Origin of the sequence: Nonomuraea sp. NPDC059194, from assembly GCF_042754765.1 — a bacterium.
Lineage (GTDB): Bacteria > Actinomycetota > Actinomycetes > Streptosporangiales > Streptosporangiaceae > Nonomuraea.
In genome coordinates this window covers 417,672-434,132 of record NZ_JBHZBH010000001.1, presented here as the reverse complement: position 1 = coordinate 434,132, position 16,461 = coordinate 417,672, and the positions used below count along the sequence as shown (strand labels likewise).

The following is a 16,461-nucleotide window of genomic DNA, read 5'->3' as shown; positions in this document are numbered from 1 at the left end:
ATGAGCGACGAGCTGAACCCGCCCGCCTCGGGGGTGCGCCTTCCGTGGGAGCGGGTGCCTGCCGGGCTGCGGCGGCAGGTCGCCGACTTCCTCGGCGGGCGCGTGGTCGAGGCGGTCACCCAGACCGGCGGCTTCTCTCCCGCCGCGGCCGTACGGCTGAGGCTCGACGACGGCAGGCGCGCCTTCGTCAAGGCCTGCGGTGCCGTTCCCAACCCGCGCTCCATCGAGATCTACCGCGCGGAGGTGGAGATCGCGGGCGCGCTGCCCGAGCGGGTGCCCGCGCCCAAGCTGCTGGCCTCCTTCGACACGGGCGACTGGGTGGCGCTGGTCTTCGAGGACGTCGCGGGACGCCACCCGGCCATGCCGTGGCGCGACGACGAGCTGCGGCGGGTGCTGGACGCGGTGGACGAGCTGTCCACCGCGCTCACTCCCGCCCCGATCACCGCGCGGACCTTCGCCGACATGCACGAGGAAAGCTTCACCGGCTGGCGGAGGCTGCTGGACGAGGACACCACGGGCCTGGACCCGTGGGCGCTGCGCAACCTCGACGCACTGGCGGAGCTGGAGGAGGGCTGGGCGGCGGCGGCCGAGGGCGACTCGCTCGTCCACGCCGACCTCAGGGCCGACAACGTGCTGCTCACCGACGACAGGGTCTACGTCGTGGACTGGCCGTGGGCGTCCGTCGGCGCGCCGTGGATCGACCTGGTGTGCATGCTGCCGTCCGTGCGCATGCAGGGCGGGCCGCCGCCGCAGGAGCTGTTCGACGACAAGGATCCGGCCGTGACCGCGGTGCTCGCGGCGCTGACCGGCTACTTCGTCCGGCAGGGCCGCCAGCCCGACCCGCCGGGGTTGCCGACCGTCAGGGCCTTCCAGCGCGCGCAGGGCGTCGCGGCGCTCGACTGGCTGCGGTTCAGGACCGGCTGGAACTGAGCCCGGAGCACGCACGATGTCGGGCAGCACCGGCGCCGACGCACTAGGCTAAACATTCGTGCTGGTCCTGGCCTTTGATACCGCGACCCCCGCCGTCACAGCAGCGCTGCACGACGGCGCGAGGGTGCTCGCCGAATCCACCGTGGTCGACGCCCGCCGCCACGGTGAGCTGCTCGTTCCCACGATCGAGAAGGTGCTCGACGAGGCGGGCGCCTCGCTCCACGACGTCACCGCGATCGTCGCGGGCTCGGGCCCAGGCCCCTACACGGGGCTGAGAGTGGGCCTGATGACCGCGCAGGCGCTGTCCACCGCGATCGGCGCGCCCGCGTACGGCATCTGCAGCCTCGACGCCGTCGCCTACGGCAGCGGGCTCACGACCGAGTTCCTCGCCGCCACCGACGCGCGGCGCAAGGAGGTCTTCTGGGCTCGCTACTCCGACGCGCGCACCCGCCTGGAAGGGCCCTTCGTCGACCGGCCCGCCGACGTGCCGCGCACCGGCGGGCTTCCCGTCGTGGGAGCGGGCGCCGCCCTCTACCCCGACGTCCTCGGCGAGCCGGGCGCACCGCCGTACCCCTATGGCGGGTTCATGGCCGCGCTGGCCGCCGAGCGGCTGGCCGCCGGGCTCCCGATGGACCAGCCGCGGCCGATCTACCTGCGCCGGCCCGACGCGGTGATCCCCAAGCCGCCGAAGAAGGTGACGGCGTGAAGCTCAGGCGGATGACCGAGGCGGACCTGCCCGCGGTCATGTCCCTGGAGCGGGCCACCTTTCCCCTCGACGCGTGGAGCGAGGGCATGATGCGCGGCGAGCTGGCCGACCAGCCGCGCACCAGGCATTATGTGGTCGCCGTCGACGGCGATCTGATCATCGGCTACGCGGGGCTGGCCGTCGCCGCCGACCAGGCCGACGTGCAGACGATCGCGGTGCTGAGCGAACGGCAGGGCGAGGGCGTCGGCAGCGCCATGCTCACCGAGCTGCTCGACGAGGCGCGGCGGCGCGCGGCCCAGGAGATCTTCCTGGAGGTTCGCGCGGACAACCCGCGGGCCAGATCGGTCTACGAACGGTTCGGATTCGAGGAGATCGGGGTGCGCCGCCGCTACTACGACGACGGCACCGACGCGATCATGATGAAGAGGAAGCTGGATGGCTGACGAACCCCTGGTCCTTGGCATCGAGACCTCCTGCGACGAGACCGGCATCGGCATCGTCAGAGGCCACACGCTGCTGGCCAACACCATCGCCTCCAGCATGGAAGAGCACGCGCGCTTCGGCGGCGTGGTGCCGGAGGTCGCCTCCAGGGCGCATCTGGAGGCGATGACGCCGACGATCGAGTCGGCGCTGGCGACGGCGGGCGTGAAGCTCACCGACATCGACGCCATCGCCGTCACCGCGGGCCCGGGGCTGGCCGGAGCGCTGCTGGTCGGGGTCGCCGCGGCCAAGGCCTACTCGCTCGGCCTCGGCGTGCCCCTCTACGGCGTCAACCACCTGGCCGCCCATGTCGCCGTCGACCAGCTCGAACACGGCCCGCTGCCCAAGCCGTGCATCGCGCTGCTGGTCTCCGGCGGACACTCCTCGCTGCTGCTGGTGCCCGACGTGTCCGAGGACGTCATCTCGCTCGGCTCCACCGTCGACGACGCCGCCGGCGAGGCGTTCGACAAGGTGGCCCGCGTGCTCGGACTGCCGTTCCCCGGCGGCCCGCACATCGACAAGGCCGCCGTCGCGGGCTCCGGCACGGCGATCGCGTTCCCGCGCGGGAAGATCGACGACGGCACGTTCGACTTCTCCTTCTCGGGGCTGAAGACGGCGGTCGCGCGCTGGGTGGAGGCCCGCGAAACCGCCGGCCAGTCGATCCACGTGCCCGACGTGGCAGCCTCCTTCCAGGAGGCGGTCGTCGACGTGCTGACCCGCAAGGCGCTGCAGGCGTGCAAGAAGTACGGCGTGCACGACCTGCTCATCGGCGGCGGCGTCGCGGCCAACTCGCGGCTGCGAGCGCTGGCGCAGGAGCGCTGCGACAAGGCGGGGGTACGGCTTCGCGTACCGCGTCCTGGGCTGTGCACGGACAACGGGGCGATGGTGGCGACGCTGGGATCCGACCTGGTGGCGGCGGGCATCACGCCGTCGACCCTGGAGATCCCGGCCGACTCGTCGCTCCCGATCACGACGGTGCACGTGTAGAAAGCTCGGTCCCTCGCCTCCGGCTCGGGGCTGGTCTTTCCGTGGGGCTCCCGCCCCACTCCCGTCCCCGTTGACCACGCGTCTCGGGATCCCGGGCGGGGTGTAGCGCACTCGGTTGTGGATGAGCGGGGTGTTGGCGGTGTAGCGGTGAGCCGGTAGGTCATCGCGTGCGAGGAGTTCGGCGAAGACCAACCCGCGATGCTCTCCCTACGTTTCGGATGGGGAAGTGCCGCAATGGCGGTTGCCAGGTGGTGTGCGGTTGTGGTTTCCCCGTGTTTGCTCGTTCGCTTCGAGTGATTCGGGAGACCGGCGAGCCCAGGCCTTTTCGGCGAGATCGACCGCGAAAAAGGCGATGGGGAGCGGCCCTCGCGGGCGGCTCCCCTGCCTAAGCCTCACCTAGAGTAGCTCTCCTGATCGTCCGATCGCAGTCTTCTGTGACAACAGCGCGTCTCGAGTGCATCACTCGGTCGGAGGGAAAACGGCTTCCCCAGGTCGATCAGTCATCGACGCCTTGGGGTAGGCCGAGTCTGTGAACTGTTTCGCCCCTGGCTATGAGGGAGGCCATCGGGTGGGGACGCGTGTCTTCAGGCGACCTTCCAGGTGCGGTCGCCGAGGGTCGCCACCAGATCGACGGTGCCGCCGAGCGCGGTCACGTAGGCGGGGATGTCGTCGATGCCGGACACCTCTCCGCTTTCGATCCGGGAGATCCGGGCCTGGCTGACTCCGAGGGTCTCGGCGAGTTCGGCCTGGGTGACGCCCACGGCCTTGCGCATCTCACTGAGCTGGTAGCCGCGCTGATATGCCTCCAGCCGCGCCCGGGAGGCCGCCTGCGCCACCTCGCGTTCGGCATCGCTACGCGGGTCGAGCTCACGCGCCTTGGCCTTGACCTCGCTCCACTTGACGAACTCGGCGCTCATCACCCCTCCTGCTCCTTCGAGGCCATCAGATGATCGGTGAACCGCTCATCAGCCAGTGCGATCGCCTCGTCCTACCAGTCGTTACAGTCTCCGGCGACCAGGAAGATGCCGCCGCGAACGTCGTCTGTCCCCACGCAGAGGCAGGTAACAAGGGAGAGGGTGTGACGGCCAGCTTACGAAGTTGGCCAGAATTTCGGCGGAGCCGCGGCGGGGTCGATGACGTGCAATCGGCTTGACACCGTAGGATCAACGCTTCGCAGGGTGATCAGCCGTGGACCGTCGGCTTCCTCCAGCATCGCCAGCGCGCTGGGCAATCCCGCGGCGATCGTCGCGATCGCGATTCCTATCCCGACCAGGCCAGGATGCTTGTGCGGGTACTCGATCCGATGCAGCCCCGATGCGGCGATGGCGCCTACCTCGCGTGGGCGCTGCATCTGCCGACCGTCGTTGGTCAGCACGACGTTGAACCCTTCAACGGCAGCCTGCGGGTAGAGGGTCTCGTCCCGAGTTCCAGACCATCCGTCGAGATCCAGGAGATGGACGATCTCGTGGTTCACGATGAAGGTGGTCAGGACCTGGTGCAGGGGCTGGGGACGTTCTCATCCAGCAGCAGCCTCACGCTGCTCCCTGGGGGGTTCGTAACTGTCGACGTAGTCGGCGAAGTCGGCGGCGTCCAAGGCCGCCGAGGTTGACACGCTCGGGTAGTACTCCGCGACCCTGTCGGCCGGGACCCCGTCTCGTAGCAGGGCCGCGACCTCGTCGTATGGCACGCGTGTTCCTTTGATCACCGGCATGCCGCCGCGGATCGCCGGATCGACTGTGACGTGCTCACGGGGTCGCAGCAGATCCGGGATATGCCGCCCATCGCGGTAGAAGGGGCGCAGGACGTCAACCATCTCGTGGATGACGACGTTGGCCTTGCGGCGGACCAGGTCGGTCGCCTGGCCCGGCTCGATGAGGTAGATCGTCGACCCATCCGCCACGAGCTGGTAAGCCGACAGATGCTCACGCTCCTGCAGGTCATCGCGGAGCGTGTCCAACGCCCGGCGGATCTTCTGCAGCGAGGCGTCGTTCCGCAGCTTCACGCAGGTGCGCAGCGCCACCAGATCCCGGAACGAGTACAGCAGTGGCCGGACCGGGGAGACTTCAGGCACCAGCACCGCTCCGCGACGGGCGCTGGCCTTACGCCAATGCGCGAGTTGGCGAAGCGTGGCGCCGGACAACGCCGCCGCGAGCTTTGGGTTGTAGGACACGTGCTTCACCTCCCTGAACTGAGCCTGTCGCAGTCATCATCGCAAACATCCCCACGATCCATCAGCCACTACCGCATCTTGATCAGGGGTCTGGGGTGCCAATTGATCGGTCAGACCCAGATCGCGCAGGCGATGCCGTCGGTGAAGGTCTGGGGTGGGGACGGCATGGAGTGGGCGTGGCCGGTGGCGACGCGGTGTGCCGTCCAGGCGGCGACGGTCGCGTCGAGGACGTCGTCGACGCCCGCCATCGTGCCGGCCGTACCAAGGTCGTGGGGGAGGCGGAGGCCGGCGCCTTCGAGGAGGGTACGTCGGTGCTCCGCGCCGGCCCAGGTGGTCTTGCGGTTCGGGAGGGGAGCGCCTGCCAGGCGGGCGAAGCAGACCTCGGGGTGGACCTCGACGACACGCCGGCTCGTCTGGCCGACCCAGCGATCGACCTGGAGGAGTTTGCCCTTCAGCGCGAACGCCTGGCGAGAGATTCCTTCGCCGGCCAGCTCCTGGTTGATCGTGGCCGCCGTCAGGTAGTCGTCGGCCTCCAGCGCTGCTCGGGTCGGCGTCATGAACACCGATGGCCAGCGCGCGCCCACCGCTCGACGGGCCAGGACGTCGGCTTGTCGCCGTCCGCGGTCGGGCAGGCCGATCGGCATGTCGACGGCCACGACCTCGAGCTCACCGTCCATGGCGGCCAGGCGGACCAGCTCATCGATCTGGGTCGCGAAGTACGCGTGCGCGAACTGCCCGGCGGCGACGGCGATGCCGATCCAGCCCTGCTTGCAGCCGTCGACGCCGAGCACTCGCCTGTGGTCCATGACGCCATGGTCGCCGATGTGGGGCCGCTGAGGTGGGGGCCGGGGTGGGGACAGGTGATGTCGTCAGGCGATCCAGGTTGGGACGATCTTGCCGGGGCTGCCCGGCGTGCCGGCCGGGGCGTCGGCCGGTGCGGTGGCGGTGTAGCCGTCCGGGCCCGCGGTCACCCGGCGGAGCGGGCCGGCGGGCAGAATGACGTGCGCGTCTATCGCCACATCCCTGGATGTCAGACGAAGAAGCTGTCGTGGCGCAGGAAGAACTCCGCGCGTTCCTCGTCGCTGAGGCCGGCGAGCTCGGTGACGCCCTCGAAGTACTCCTCGCGGGGCGCGCCGGGTGCGAACAGCATCAGCATCGAGGCGGGTTCGCCGGACTCGTTGCGGAAGGCGTGCAGTCCTCCAACCGGGACGTAGAGGTAGTCGCCGGCGGTGGCGTCGATCCACCGCCTGCCGTCGAACAGCCGCATGGTGCCCGACAGGATGAAGAACGACTCCGACATGGACTTGTGGAAGTGCGTGCTCGGACCGCCGAACTGCGGGCCCATGTCCACGCGGTACAGGCCGTACTCCCCTCCGGTGGAGGCGGTGGTGGACAGGTAGTGGTAGGCGGTGCCCTGGGCCACGTTGGGTCCTGAGGTGGCGACGGGCTTGGAGACGAAGTCGGGTGCGGCGGTGGCGGGCCGGAAGGTCGCGTTGATCTCGCCGGTGTCGCCGAAGTAGCGGGGGTCGGGGTAGGACACGGGTGCTCCTCAGGGTTATGCGCGCGGGCCGGCGGCGCCGTCGATGAATTCGCGGGTCAGCTTGACCAGCCCGCTGGGGTCGGCGAACCAGTCCATGTGGCCCTCGCCCTCAACCTCCACCAGGCGGCTGCCGGGGATCGCGGCGCTCAGCTGGCGGGAGCCCTCGATGGGGATCATGTTGTCCTCGGCGAACCCGATCACCAGCGTAGGGGATGTGATCTTGGGGAGAAGGGCGCGGAGGTCCACTTTGGCGCCCAGTTCGATCTGACGCCCGATGCTGGGGGGTGGCCAGGCGTCGGCCAGGGAGTGGGCGAGTCCCTCGTGGCCGAAGCGGTCCAGGGCGGCGGCGCTGAAGCCGGTCAGGGCGGAGAAGCGCTTGAGCAGCTCACGGTCGGTCTCGAGGAGCTTGGCCCAGGTCTGGAAGTAGTACTGGTCGCGGGGGCCGGTGGAGTGGGCCCAGCCGCCCACCAGGATCAGGCTGCGCACCAGGTCCGGATGGGTCGCGGCGACCGCGGCTGCGGCGACGGCACCGAGGGAGAAGCCGAGCAGGTCCACCGGGCCGTCCACCGCGGCACGGGTGGCCGCGGTGACCTGGTCGGCGATCAGGTCGACACTCAGCTCGCCGCCGTCGTCGGCGGTCTGCCCGCTGCCGCTGAAGTTGGGTCGCACGACGGTCCTGATAGGCGTGAAGTGCTCCACGACGTTGCCGAAGACCTTCTCGGCGTCGCCGCCGGTGCCGTGGACCAGCACCAGGCCGGGTCCTTGTCCATCGACTTCGTAGTGGACGTCGGTGTTGCGGACTGAGGTGAAAGGCATGACAACCACCACTCATTGAGTCAGCTCGATAAGATGAGCGCTAAGATAATCAGCACTTGTGCGAGTGTCAACTTAATGAGCGCTCGCCTAAATGTGAGGAGGGTGGTCCATGGCCGACGCAGTGGCCTCGGTGCTGGAGCAGTGGCGGCGCGAGCGACCCGACATCGACTTCTGGCCGATCGGCGTCGTCGGCCGGATCATGCGGATCTCCCGCATGTGGGACAAGGAGATCAAAGACTTCCTGGCCGGGCACGGCCTGGAGCCCGGCGAGTTCGACGTGCTGTCCACGCTGCGGCGATCCGGCGCGCCCTACGAGCTGACAGCGGGCGCGTTCCTCAAGACTTCCTTGGTCACCACCGGGGCGATCACCTTGCGGGTGGACCGGATGCAGGACAAGGGCCTGGTCATCCGGGTCCGCGACGAGGTGGACCGCCGCTCGGTCAGGATCCGCCTCACCGATCACGGCCTGGAGGTCATCGACCGCGTCCTGCCGCTGCACATCGCCAACGAGGCCCGCCTGCTCCAAGCCCTGGGCCCCGAAGATCGCGAGCTGCTGGTCGCGGCGCTGTCTACCCTGCTGGAGTCCTACGGCGACATCCCAACCTCGGGGGGCTGAGGTAGACAGCGGCCCGTCCTCGAGGCACGTGCGAGCCGCGACGAAGGACGGGCCACCGTATGAGACACGTTGCCGGTGACCCGGCCGGGTTCCAGAGTCAGTCAGTCGTTGGGTCAGGCCCTGGCGGGAGGTGCTCCCCTACATCATCTCTGTCAGTCGTCGCTCGGGAGCCTGGCCTCGCCTGCCGGCAGGCGAACCGCGGTCTCGACGAGCTCACGGACCTGCGCTGCGGGAACGGCGATGCCGGGTGTCTGGAGAGTCCAGCGGAGGAATGCCGCAACGTTCATCTTGGGCACTTCACCAAGGTAGGGCTGGATGTACACCGGCGTGTTCGGTTCGCTGCGCCAGCTGTCGGCGAGCCTGCCGATGTCCACCACGTCATAACCGAGGACGTCCAACAGCCGAGTGGCCGCTGCCTTGGCCTCCGCGTCGTCGCCGGCGATGGGCAGGGCACTGCGGTCCGGCGCACCCGCGGGCCGGGCGAGGGAGAACAGCTGGTGCGGGGTGATGGTGTTGAACGCCTTGACCACCTGGGAGCCCGCGAGGTGGTGCTGCATCAGAGCGCTGGAAGTCAGCTCGCCCGCGTCCAGTTCGGCCAGGTGGCCGTCCCGCTCGGGGTAGTAGTTCGCCGTATCCAGCACCGTCTTGCCGGCCAGAGCGTCAGCGGGAAGCTGCTCGCAGGCCTTCAGCGGGATGGCCGCGACCACCAGGTCCCCGGCGCGTGCCGTTTCGGCCGGTGTGGTCGCTCGGGCACGCCCGCCCAGGTCAGCGACAAGATCAGTGAGCGTTTCAGGGCCTCGCGTATTGCTGAGGACAACCTCAAGGCCTGCCGCGACGGCCAGGCGGGCAACGGCAGAACCGATCATTCCGCTGCCGATGATTCCGAGCGTTAGGGGCACGGCTTGTCTCCGTTCGTTCGTGTGGATGCCGCGACAAGAGCGTTCGTGTGGATGCCGTGTGGATGCTGCGACAAGAGCCGGCGAGCGGCGCTCGCGCGTGGGTGGCTCTGACAGCGTGGAGCCGCCGCGGCCGCCCGACCAGGCCCGCATTCTGCGTACTCACGGCGTGATCACCCGCCGCGTGCCCGGGCGTAGGGTTGCCGCGTGGACGACCGGACCGAGCTGAGCGAGTTCCTCAAGTCACGCCGTGCCCGCCTGCGCCCAGAGGACGTCGGGCTGCGCGACTACGGAGGAGTGCGCCGGGTCGCAGGCTTGCGGCGTGAGGAGCTGGCCCGGCTGGCGGGCGTGAGCATCGCCCACTACACGCGTCTGGAACAGGGCAAGGCGGACAGCGTTTCGGACGAGGTCCTGACCGCCATCGGTACGGCGCTGCGGCTGGACACCGACGAATCGGCCTACCTGCACCGGATCGCGCGGCCTCCCCGGCCGTGTGCCGAGGCCGCGGCCCCGTCGCAGGTGCCTGCGGGGTTGCGCTACGTGCTGGAGTCGTTCGTGATGATGCCGGCGCTGCTGGTCGGCCGGCACACGCAGATCGTCGGCGGAACCAGCTCGCCGTGGCGGTGTTCGGCGACTTCCCCGCGCTGCCGGACAGCCGCCGCACGCTCTCGCACCTGCTGTTCACCGAGCCCTACCTGCGCGAGCTGCACCGCACGGGTTGGGCGCGGGCGGCACGCGAGCACGTGGCGCATCTACGCGTTCTGCTCGGGCGCTATCGCGGGGATTCCGGACTCGCGGCGCACATCGACCACATGCGGGAGCTGAGCGCGGACTTCGCGCGGATGTGGGCGGAGCACCCGGTCGCGCAGGTCAGGAACCGGACGTACGTGCTGCACCACCCGGTCGTGGGCGAACTGACTCTGCACGGTGAGCTCGTCGCGCTGCCGGACGAGCCGTCGTGCTGCGGGCTGGACCTGTTCGCCGCCGAGCCGGGCTCGGCATCCGAGCAGGCGCTGCGGCAACTCGGGAGCCGGTAGGCCGACACGCCGGTGCGCCCGGTCTCATGCCTCAGCCGAGTAGGCCGGAGGGCGGGACCTCCCGCCGAGGAGGCGGGCGGTGCGCAGCCGTTCCAGGGCGGGACCTCCCACCGAGGAGGCGGGCGCTGCGCAGCCGTTCGGCTCTCCTCGCGCGGGCCCTTCACCAGGCGGCGTTGGGGGGAAGGCCCTCGTCGGCCTCTATCGGCATCGACGTGGTCGAGCCGTTTTCGAGGTCCACCCGGTAGAGACGCCATCCGTGCGCGGTGAGCAGGTACCTGCCGGTGCCGTCAAGGCTGAACCTGATGGTCGCCGACGCGTCAGAGGGCAGCGTCAGCGTGGCCAGGACCTGCGGCGCCGTACCGCCAGGGAGCGGAATGCGTTCGATGGCGTGGCCCACCGAATAGATCAGGGCCGTGCCGTCGGGGGTGTAGGCCACCGCATGCGGTGACTGCAGGCCATGCCCGTGTTTGACCAGACGGGTGGCGGCGAGCAGGTCGGATCCGGGGTCGGCCGGATCGAGGACGCCCAGCCCCCAGCCGCCCGCCGCGAACGCGAGCCGCTCCCCGTCAGGTGCCCAGGCCAGCCCGGACACCATGGTGGACGCCCGCGTGTCCCAGTCGCGGCGGGTTCCGGTGGCGAGGTCGACCACCGACACCCTGGCGCCTCCACCCAAGAGGATGCCTGCGTAGGCGAGCTTGGTGGCGTCAGGGCTGAGAGCGAGAGCGCTGCCGGGGTTCTGGCCGTCACTGTCGAATCCGGGTACGAGTTCGGGCTCGCCGGGCCGTCCGTCCTCGGACAGTCGGACGCGGAAGAACCGGATGGGAGTGTCGGGGCCGGTCCAGCCGGACAGCAGGAAGGTGCGGTTGTCCGGCGCGGAGGCCACGAGCTGCCAGGAGCTGTCCACGCCTTGCGGCAGCCGGATGCCGGCGATGCGCTTTCCCGTCGTGGCGTCGTGTACGGCAGGCAGCACCGGGATGAAGGCGGCGGCCGTCTTGGACCTCCCGTGGAAGCGGGCGATCGGCACGCGCGCTGTCACGACGAAACGCGGCGGGCCGGTCGAGGGCAGGGAGGGGATCGCCGCCGGGGGTGACGGCGGCGGGACGTTCGTCAGGTGCGACGGCGGAACGGCCGTGGCGGGCGGGGAGGTGAAGGTGGTCGCGAGCCTGGACGGTGAGACGAGAGGCGACGCGCCCATGGATGGCGAGATCGCAGGCGAGAGTGTCGCGGGATCGGGTAAGTCGAGAGAGACGCGTTCGATGGCGGGCCGGTCGCCGCAGGCGCTGACGAGCGCGAGCGTGATCAGCCCGGCCGCAATGACGCTCGGGCGCGGGAACATATCGTTGATCATCAGGCGGTGGCGGCGCCGGGGTCAAGGACCGCTCGGGGTGGCCGCACCCGGCCTCCCCGAGCGTGGTGCGGCTCAGCTTCCCCAGGCCTCGAACTCGTAGATTCGGGCGGCCGGGTCGGAGTTCTGCGTGGGTTTGGTGATCGTCAGCCGGACGTACCGGCCGTTCACCGTGACCGGGTGCGTGGTGGTGGCCGCGGTGTTGCCGGTGACGGTCACGGCCGTGGTCCACGCGTCGGACGTCGTCGCACGCACCTGGATCGTGAAGTCGCGGGTGTTCCAGCTCGACGACTCCCCGCCGGCCTGGGCGTGCTTGACGACGAACCGGTTGAGCGACTTGGCCGCGCCGAGGTCGACCTCCAGCCACTTGGTGGCGGTCAGCGCGCACCACTTGTCGGTGTTGCCGCCGTTCACGGTGCCGTTGACGGCTTTGGCCGGGCCTTCGTTCGCATTGCACTGGCTGGAGGCGGTGGCCGGGCGGTTGAGCGCGTGGTTGGTGTCGGTCGGCGGGGTGCCGGACCAGGAGACGGTGGTCGTGGCGGCGGTCGAGCGGCCGTATTCGGCGCCGACGGCCTCCACCTCGATCGTCGTGGTGGTCTCGGTGCCGTTCCGGTCGAGCTGCGGTACGAAGTAGGCGTCGTTCGGCGTCGCCCCCAGGTAGGTGCGGGTGCTGTCGGGGTTGCGGCGGTAGACGTCGTAGTGGTGGGCCTGGGCCGTACCCGTCCAGGACAGGCGGAGCGACTTGCGGGTGGCGGACACGTCGGTGGCGCCGAGGACGTTCACCCCGGTCGGGGCGGCGACGGTGTCGACCGTGCCGTCGTAGACGGCGAGCTGGCCGACGCGGATGTCGTAGGAGTCGGCGCTGCCGGCGGCCTGGAGGCCGAGTTGCGCGATCGTCTTGCCCGCGTGGGCGGACAGGTTGAGGGTCTTGCGCTCCCAGCCGGTGCCGCTGGTGGAGCCGAGGTCGATCGTGGTGAAGGCGGTCGGCGCGTCGGTGAACGCGACGGCGGCCTTCAGGTTCGTGGCGCCCGCGGCCGGGGTCTTGACCACGACGGACAGCTTGGTGTCGGCGGCCACCGGCAGGCGGGTCTGGTAGAGGCGCACCGTGTTGGTCGCGTCGAGGCGGCCGGTGAGGCGCAGCGACGAACCGCCTTCGTAGGCGTCGCCGTAGTCGAGGGAGGGGGTCAGCTTGGTGCCGGTGGACGAGACGATCCACTGGTAGGTGGGCGGCACGTCCTGGAGCGACAGGTTGTTCCAGCCGCCGTCGCGCACGCGGACGCCGCCGACGTTGTAGAAGTCGCCGTGCCCGGTGTTGAAGCCGGTCACGAACGGCTTGGCGGTGACGGCGGTCGACTCGGCGATGTAGTGGGCCAGGCCCTTCCACGCCGACGACGTCGAGGTGTTGGACGGGTCGGCGTTGGCGCCCACCCAGAAGCGCGAGTCCTTGGTACGGAAGTCGGCGGGCCCCGTCGACGACTTCCACGTCCATTCGGGGCGGTAGATGCCGAGCGAGGTGACGTGCGGCTGCCCTGCGGGGAACACCGCGTCCCATGCCACGCCGGTGTTGTAGCCGTTGGCCTCGGTGTCGATGCCGGAGTACAGCTCGTGCTCGTCACGGCCGAGCGACCGGGCCAGGTCGCGGGAGGAGGTCAGGTCGCCCGCGCTCCAGCCGAAGTCGAGGAACATCGAGTCGGACACCCTGGCGGGGTCGGACAGGAAGGCGTCGTTGGCCGTGGTGAGCGCGTCCTGCCAGGAGATGGAGCCGCTCTCGGTCATCGCGTCGTACCACATGAACTCGACCGGGCCCTTGCCCCTGGCGTACTTCATCAGGGACCGCAGCTCGGTCGCCAGGGCGGCGTCGCCGCCGGCGGTCTCCTGGTTGATGAACCAGCCGTCGAAGCCGTAGTGCCGGGCGACCTGGACGAGCTTGTCGGCGACCGGGTAGGAGGAGCCCGACTTGGTGACGAAGTCGCGCACCCACTGGATCTGCCCGCCGTAGGCGGTGGGCGGGAAGAAGACGGTGCCGTAGACCTTGACGCCGTTGCGGTGGGCGGCGTCGATCACGGTGGCGTTGGGGGCGAGGATGAGGCCCTCGCTTGCCGAGCCGCCCCAGAACACCAGCGTGTCGACGTACTGCCAGTGGGTGAAGGCGTAGTAGTTGGGGTCGAGCGCGCCCTGGGAGGGGTTGCCCGAGGTGGGGCCGAACGACACCAGCGAGGCGACGCGGCCTTCGCCGGCGCGGGCGTTCGCGTTGGCCTTCAGCGCCGGGTCGGAGGCCCGGGGCCTGAGCGGCACCCGCGAGCGGTTGAAGCGGGCGTCGGGGTCGGTCGCGGGGTCCCAGCCGAGGATGGTGCTCGGGTGCCAGTAGGAGGCGTACGGCTGGTCGCCACCGCCGACGGCGGCCCGCCTGCTCACGGAGGAAGCGTCGGGTCCGGCCGACGTGGAGTCGGCGGAGGGGGAGGCGGCAGGGGTGGGGTCGGCCTGTGCGGGGGCCGCGACGACGAGGGCCGTCGCGGTGAGGGCCCCGCACAGCAGGGGTAATAACGTCCGTCGCATCTGATCTCCTTCTCTCAGGCCTGGGCCAGGACGGTGGTGATCCCCCGAGCGTTGAGATGAGCGGTGTCGGCGGCGCGGTCGGCGGTGACGATGGCCAGCGGTCCGGCCTGGCGCAGCCGTACCCACTCGGTGTGGAAGGCGCTGCCGGGGGCGACCTCGGCCCTGCGCTCGGGCGCGGAGCGCAGGTCGACGCCGCACACCAGCGCGGGCCTGTCCACGGCGGTACGGCGCTGCTCCTTGATGACGGCGGCCAGCTCCTCGGCGGCGGGCTTGGCCCGGTGGTCGACGGTGAACAGGCCGAGGTCGTACTCGCGCTCGGGGAAGTCGGCCAGAGCGCGGTCGAGGTCGTGGGAGCACCACCAGGTGACGCCCCACAGCGCCGGGTTCACGGTGACGGCGTCGAGCATGCCGCGCACGAACGCGGGAGCGTCGGCCTCGGGGATGTCGGGGCGGGGCGCGCCGACCTCCTGCAGCCAGACCGGGCGGGCCGGGTCGAGCGAGGTGGCGGCGGCGAGTTCGACCAGGTAGTCGGCGTGGGTGACGGTGGCGGGGCCGAGCGGGCCGTCGATGGCCGAGACGCCGTTGAACACCCACGAGTGGACCGTCGTCAGGTCGCCGAGGTCGACGTTGTCGGCGGGGTGGAACGGGTGGTCGGGCTCGTACCAGGTGGCGTCGTACAGCGAGTGCAGGGCCAGCAGGTGGGGCGCCGCCGACCGGACGACGTCGATCAGCTCGGCGGCCCATCGAGTCGACGCCTCCGGGGTGGTCGGGTTGGCCGGGTAGAGGTTGTTGACCTCGTTGCCGAGCGTCACGGCGAAGACGTTGTCGCGGCCTGCCACGGCGCGGGTGAGCCGGTCGGCGTAGGCGGCGATGCCGTCGCGGACGTCGGGGTCGGTGAAGAGGCTGCGCTCGTGCCAGGTCAGCACCCACGACGGCAGGAAGTCGAAGCTGGACAGGTGCCCCTGCAGCAGGTCGACGGCCACGGCCAGGTCGAACTCGGCGGCCAGGTCGATCAGCCGGAGCAGGTCGTCGATCCCGCGCTGCCTGATCAGCGTGCGGTTCGGCTGGATCCACGGCCAGATCGGGAACACGCGGACGTGGTCGAGCCCGATCCCGGCGAGGTCCTCGAAGTCGCGGCGGACGGCGTCAGGCGAGGGGTCGAGCTGACTGTGGAACCAGCCTGCGGAGGGCACGTAGTTGGCGCCGAAACGGATGGGGTGGGGCACGGGCACGCGTCCTCCGAGCGGTGAGTCGATCTGCCCGGACCCTAAACCGATTTAGTCACTCTTGCCAAGCCCCGGGAGCCGCCGTGCTCCGCCTGACGACCAGCCGAGGGGTGGCCGTCCTGAGGTCGCGCCGCGCCTGCGGGGCGGCGATCAGCGCCAGCATGGCCTCGGCCACCTGGCCGCCCAGCGCGAAGGTGTCGCGCGAGAGCGCGGTGATGGCCGGGTGCGCGATCCTGGTCAGCACCGAGTCGTCGAAGGCCACGATCGACAGCTCGTCCGGCACCCGTACCCCCATCTCGCCCGCCACGCCCAGCCCCGCCAGCGCCATCACGTCGCTGTCGTAGATGATCGCGGTGGGCCTGCGGGCGCGGGACAGCAGCGTCCTGGTCGCGGCGGCGCCCTCCGAGTCGCTGAAGTCGGTGGCCAGTGACACGGCCTCGGCCAGCTCAAGACGTCGCGCCGAGTCGCGCAGCGCGCGCATGCGGCGCTGGGTGTGCCGGAAGGCGGGCAGCCCGGCGACGTGGGCCAGGTGGCGGTGGCCGAGCGCGGCGAGGTACTCGACGACCGACAGCATCGCCTCCCTGTCGTCGGCCCACACGCTGGACAGCGAGCCGTGCCGGCCGGGGCCGCCCAGCACCACGGTGGGCACGCCGAGCTCCTCAAGCACCTCGATCCTGGGATCGCTGACCTTGAGGTCGACCACGATGAAGCCGTCGACCCGGTGGGCGGAGGCCCAGTCGCGGTAGATCTCCATCTCCGCCTCGACGTCCTCGACGATCAGCAGGTGCATCGCCACCGACTGCGCCGACAGCCCGGCCTGCAGGCCGGACAGGAGCTGGGCGAAGAACGGCTCGACGCCCAGCGTGCTGGCGGGCCTGGCGATCACCAGCCCGACCGCCTCGGCCCGCGCGCCGCCCAGTGCCCTGGCGGCGCTGTGCGGACGCCAGTTCATCTCCTTGGCCACCTGGAGGATGCGGGCCCGCGTCGCCTCGGCGACCCCGGGACGCCCGTTGAGCGCGAACGACACCGCCCCCTTGGACACCCCGACCCGCTCCGCGATGTCGGCGATCGTCGGTCGGCCCACGCATGACTCCTTCACGAGTTCATCTCATCTATTGACACGAAAGTCTACCCGGGGGGATAGTCCCGCAACTAG

18 protein-coding genes and 1 pseudogene are annotated in these 16,461 nt (G+C 70.4%); 7 read left to right on the top strand and 12 right to left on the bottom strand.

Features of this window, described 5'->3' with window-relative positions; all coding sequences use genetic code 11:
- From ACFXJ8_RS02025 to tsaD, 4 genes are read left to right on the top strand one after another with little or no spacing between them, the layout of a single operon-like run.
- Positions 1-930, top strand: a complete 930-nt coding sequence (locus ACFXJ8_RS02025; RefSeq protein ID WP_379641931.1) for a phosphotransferase family protein — start codon at positions 1-3, stop codon at positions 928-930.
- A 58-nt stretch (positions 931-988) separates the two neighbouring features.
- Positions 989-1,636 carry a tRNA (adenosine(37)-N6)-threonylcarbamoyltransferase complex dimerization subunit type 1 TsaB gene (tsaB, locus tag ACFXJ8_RS02020; protein WP_379641930.1) on the top strand — a complete coding sequence of 216 codons (648 nt, stop codon included), beginning with the start codon at positions 989-991 and terminating at the stop codon, positions 1,634-1,636.
- Positions 1,637-1,647: 11 nt separating this feature from the next.
- Positions 1,648-2,079: a ribosomal protein S18-alanine N-acetyltransferase gene (gene rimI, locus ACFXJ8_RS02015; RefSeq protein WP_379642060.1), complete on the top strand. Its 432-nt coding sequence runs from the start codon at positions 1,648-1,650 to the stop codon at positions 2,077-2,079.
- Positions 2,072-3,103 carry a tRNA (adenosine(37)-N6)-threonylcarbamoyltransferase complex transferase subunit TsaD gene (tsaD, locus tag ACFXJ8_RS02010; protein WP_379641929.1) on the top strand — a complete coding sequence of 344 codons (1,032 nt, stop codon included), beginning with the start codon at positions 2,072-2,074 and terminating at the stop codon, positions 3,101-3,103. Before rimI ends, tsaD begins: the two co-directional genes overlap by 8 nt.
- Positions 3,104-3,687: 584 nt before the next feature.
- Here the strand turns inward: tsaD and ACFXJ8_RS02005 are convergent.
- The 7 genes from ACFXJ8_RS02005 to ACFXJ8_RS01975 all read right to left on the bottom strand — a co-directional run bounded on the left by ACFXJ8_RS02005 (position 3,688) and on the right by ACFXJ8_RS01975 (position 7,629).
- The gene (locus ACFXJ8_RS02005) at positions 3,688-4,020 is read right to left on the bottom strand and encodes a helix-turn-helix domain-containing protein (RefSeq protein WP_379641928.1); all 333 of its coding nucleotides are present in this window, start codon (positions 4,018-4,020) and stop codon (positions 3,688-3,690) included.
- A 173-nt stretch (positions 4,021-4,193) separates the two neighbouring features.
- Positions 4,194-4,577, bottom strand: a complete 384-nt coding sequence (locus ACFXJ8_RS02000) for a hypothetical protein (protein ID WP_379641927.1) — start codon at positions 4,575-4,577, stop codon at positions 4,194-4,196.
- Positions 4,578-4,619: 42 nt separating this feature from the next.
- Positions 4,620-5,273, bottom strand: coding sequence for a DUF433 domain-containing protein (locus ACFXJ8_RS01995; protein WP_379641926.1), 654 nt, complete (start codon positions 5,271-5,273; stop codon positions 4,620-4,622).
- 110 nt (positions 5,274-5,383) lie between these two features.
- Positions 5,384-6,079 carry a DUF429 domain-containing protein gene (locus ACFXJ8_RS01990; RefSeq protein WP_379641925.1) on the bottom strand — a complete coding sequence of 232 codons (696 nt, stop codon included), beginning with the start codon at positions 6,077-6,079 and terminating at the stop codon, positions 5,384-5,386.
- A 63-nt stretch (positions 6,080-6,142) separates the two neighbouring features.
- On the bottom strand, positions 6,143-6,292 hold the full coding sequence (locus tag ACFXJ8_RS01985) for a hypothetical protein (RefSeq protein WP_379641924.1): 150 nt from the start codon (positions 6,290-6,292) through the stop codon (positions 6,143-6,145).
- A gap of 11 nt (positions 6,293-6,303) precedes the next feature.
- Positions 6,304-6,813: a cupin domain-containing protein gene (locus ACFXJ8_RS01980; protein WP_379641923.1), complete on the bottom strand. Its 510-nt coding sequence runs from the start codon at positions 6,811-6,813 to the stop codon at positions 6,304-6,306.
- 15 nt (positions 6,814-6,828) lie between these two features.
- Positions 6,829-7,629, bottom strand: a complete 801-nt coding sequence (locus ACFXJ8_RS01975; RefSeq protein WP_379641922.1) for an alpha/beta fold hydrolase — start codon at positions 7,627-7,629, stop codon at positions 6,829-6,831.
- Between the two features lie 109 nt (positions 7,630-7,738).
- Here ACFXJ8_RS01975 and ACFXJ8_RS01970 point away from each other — a divergent pair, with 109 nt between their 5' ends.
- A complete protein-coding gene (locus ACFXJ8_RS01970; RefSeq protein ID WP_379641921.1) occupies positions 7,739-8,245 on the top strand; it encodes a MarR family winged helix-turn-helix transcriptional regulator in 507 nt (168 codons plus the stop codon).
- Between the two features lie 152 nt (positions 8,246-8,397).
- Here the strand turns inward: ACFXJ8_RS01970 and ACFXJ8_RS01965 are convergent, their stop codons facing one another.
- Positions 8,398-9,144 (bottom strand): NADPH-dependent F420 reductase, encoded by a 747-nt coding sequence (locus ACFXJ8_RS01965; protein ID WP_379641920.1) that lies wholly within the window; start codon positions 9,142-9,144, stop codon positions 8,398-8,400.
- Between the two features lie 204 nt (positions 9,145-9,348).
- Between ACFXJ8_RS01965 and ACFXJ8_RS01960 the strand changes: the two are divergent.
- Together ACFXJ8_RS01960 and ACFXJ8_RS01955 are read left to right on the top strand one after the other, a co-directional pair.
- Positions 9,349-9,591, top strand: a pseudogene (locus tag ACFXJ8_RS01960) (helix-turn-helix domain-containing protein); the annotation flags it as partial.
- Between the two features lie 41 nt (positions 9,592-9,632).
- Positions 9,633-10,178: a hypothetical protein gene (locus ACFXJ8_RS01955; protein WP_379641919.1), complete on the top strand. Its 546-nt coding sequence runs from the start codon at positions 9,633-9,635 to the stop codon at positions 10,176-10,178.
- Between the two features lie 160 nt (positions 10,179-10,338).
- Here the strand turns inward: ACFXJ8_RS01955 and ACFXJ8_RS01950 are convergent, their stop codons facing one another.
- From ACFXJ8_RS01950 to ACFXJ8_RS01935, 4 genes are all read right to left on the bottom strand, one after another.
- The gene (locus ACFXJ8_RS01950; RefSeq protein ID WP_379641918.1) at positions 10,339-11,514 is read right to left on the bottom strand and encodes a WD40 repeat domain-containing protein; all 1,176 of its coding nucleotides are present in this window, start codon (positions 11,512-11,514) and stop codon (positions 10,339-10,341) included.
- Between the two features lie 84 nt (positions 11,515-11,598).
- Complete coding sequence (locus ACFXJ8_RS01945) at positions 11,599-14,079, bottom strand: discoidin domain-containing protein (RefSeq protein ID WP_379641917.1); 2,481 nt, start codon at positions 14,077-14,079, stop codon at positions 11,599-11,601.
- A gap of 14 nt (positions 14,080-14,093) precedes the next feature.
- Complete coding sequence (locus ACFXJ8_RS01940; protein ID WP_379641916.1) at positions 14,094-15,311, bottom strand: glycosyl hydrolase; 1,218 nt, start codon at positions 15,309-15,311, stop codon at positions 14,094-14,096.
- Positions 15,312-15,360: 49 nt separating this feature from the next.
- Entirely contained in the window at positions 15,361-16,389 is a 1,029-nt protein-coding gene (locus ACFXJ8_RS01935) for a LacI family DNA-binding transcriptional regulator (protein WP_379641915.1), read from the bottom strand.
- Positions 16,390-16,461: the final 72 nt, after the last annotated feature.